At 47.2% G+C, this 1,974-nt stretch carries 2 rRNA genes and 1 pseudogene; all 3 read left to right on the top strand.

Features of this window, described 5'->3' with window-relative positions:
• Positions 1-770 (top strand): 23S ribosomal RNA (locus MED121_RS00080); the annotation flags it as partial.
• Positions 771-950: 180 nt separating this feature from the next.
• A 5S ribosomal RNA gene (gene rrf, locus MED121_RS00075) occupies positions 951-1,065 on the top strand.
• Positions 1,066-1,221: 156 nt separating this feature from the next.
• A pseudogene (locus MED121_RS23990) lies at positions 1,222-1,974 on the top strand (transposase); the annotation flags it as partial.

Genomic DNA, 1,974 nt, shown 5'->3' with positions numbered 1-1,974 from the left:
AACCCGGACGCTAGTTCGGGTGGAGCCACTCTTGAAATACCACCCTGGTATGTTTGAGGTTCTAACTCAGGTCCCTAATCGGGATCGAGGACACTGTGTGGTGGGTAGTTTGACTGGGGCGGTCTCCTCCCAAAGAGTAACGGAGGAGCACGAAGGTGTGCTCAGCATGGTCGGAAATCATGCGAAGAGTGTAAAGGCAAAAGCGCGCTTAACTGCGAGACAGACACGTCGAGCAGGTACGAAAGTAGGTCTTAGTGATCCGGTGGTTCTGTATGGAAGGGCCATCGCTCAACGGATAAAAGGTACTCCGGGGATAACAGGCTGATACCGCCCAAGAGTTCACATCGACGGCGGTGTTTGGCACCTCGATGTCGGCTCATCACATCCTGGGGCTGAAGCCGGTCCCAAGGGTATGGCTGTTCGCCATTTAAAGTGGTACGCGAGCTGGGTTTAGAACGTCGTGAGACAGTTCGGTCCCTATCTGCCGTGGACGTTTGAGATTTGAGAGGAGCTGCTCCTAGTACGAGAGGACCGGAGTGGACGAACCTCTGGTGTTCCGGTTGTCACGCCAGTGGCATTGCCGGGTAGCTACGTTCGGACGGGATAACCGCTGAAAGCATCTAAGCGGGAAGCCTCCCTCAAGATGAGATCTCACTGGAACTTTAAGTTCCCTAAAGAGCCGTTGAAGACTACGACGTTGATAGGCAGGGTGTGTAAGTGCTGTGAGGCATTGAGCTAACCTGTACTAATTGCTCGTGAGGCTTGACCATATAACGCCAAAATGGTTTAGCGTTATATTACGATTTAGAAAGATGGTAAAACATCGCAAGCTGGTTTGAAGCTTGGTTATCGTTAACTTCTCTAACAAAGAGAAGACTATTCAAAAAGTATTGTTAAAGACACCTAATTCGTAAAGTTTGATTGCGTATCAAGCATTACAAACAGAATTTCTTGATAATCACAGAGTCGTTGAACCACCTGATCCCATCCCGAACTCAGAAGTGAAAAGTGGCATCGCCGATGGTAGTGTGGGAGTTCCCATGTGAGAGTAGGTCGTTATCAAGATTAAAATACGAAAAGCCAGTCCAAGCGACTGGTTTTTTTTCGTCTGTCGAAAAGCGAAGAGATAACAACGCATCGCCGATGGTAGGGTAATCCCCCCGAAAAATAATAGAGGTCAGTCGTAGAGTTTTCTAATAAGCTAATTACTAGGAGATCACGATGAAAAATAAAACCTATTCAGACAGTCAAATCATGGGCATCTTAAACCAAGCCGAGGCAGGAGTGCCCGTGGCGGAGCTGTGTCGCGAGCATGGCATTGGTAATTCGACCTTTTATAAGTGGCGAGCCAAGTACGGTGGTATGGATGCCTCTTTAATCACTCGAATGAAAGAACTCGAAGAAGAAAACCGTCGTCTTAAAAAGATGTATGCCGAAGAAAAACTCAAGGCAGAGATCATACAGGAAGCCATGGCAAAAAAGTGGTGAAGGCCGCTGACCGCAAGCCGATGGCCAAACAGGCTGTGGTGACTTATCACCTCAGTATTGCATCTGCCTGTCGGACGTTTAAGATCAGCGAGACCTGCTACCGTTATCAGCCTAAACTTAATGATGAGAATCAGTTGATTGTTGAGCAATTAATCGGGCTGACTCAAAATCAGCGTACCTGGGGCTTTGGGCTATGTTTTCTCTACTTCAGAAATGTCTGTGGTTATCCATGGAACCATAAGCGTGTTTACCGTATTTATCGTGAGCTACAGCTCAACATGCGCATCAAACCTCATAAACGCTTAGTCCGTGAAAAGCCTGAACCCTTAGCGGTGCCAGAACAAATCAATGAATGTTGGTCAATGGATTTTATGCATGATCAACTCTCAGATGGTCGACGTTGCCGTTTGTTTAACGTGATTGATGACTTTAATCGAGAAGGGTTAACTATTGATGCGGACCTATCCTTACCAGCAGAACGTGTTA

Origin of the sequence: Marinomonas sp. MED121 (genome assembly GCF_000153025.1) — a bacterium.
Lineage (GTDB): Bacteria > Pseudomonadota > Gammaproteobacteria > Pseudomonadales > Marinomonadaceae > Marinomonas.
The sequence above is the reverse complement of the archived record's forward strand: the minus strand, read 5'-3'. Positions and strand labels throughout refer to the sequence as shown.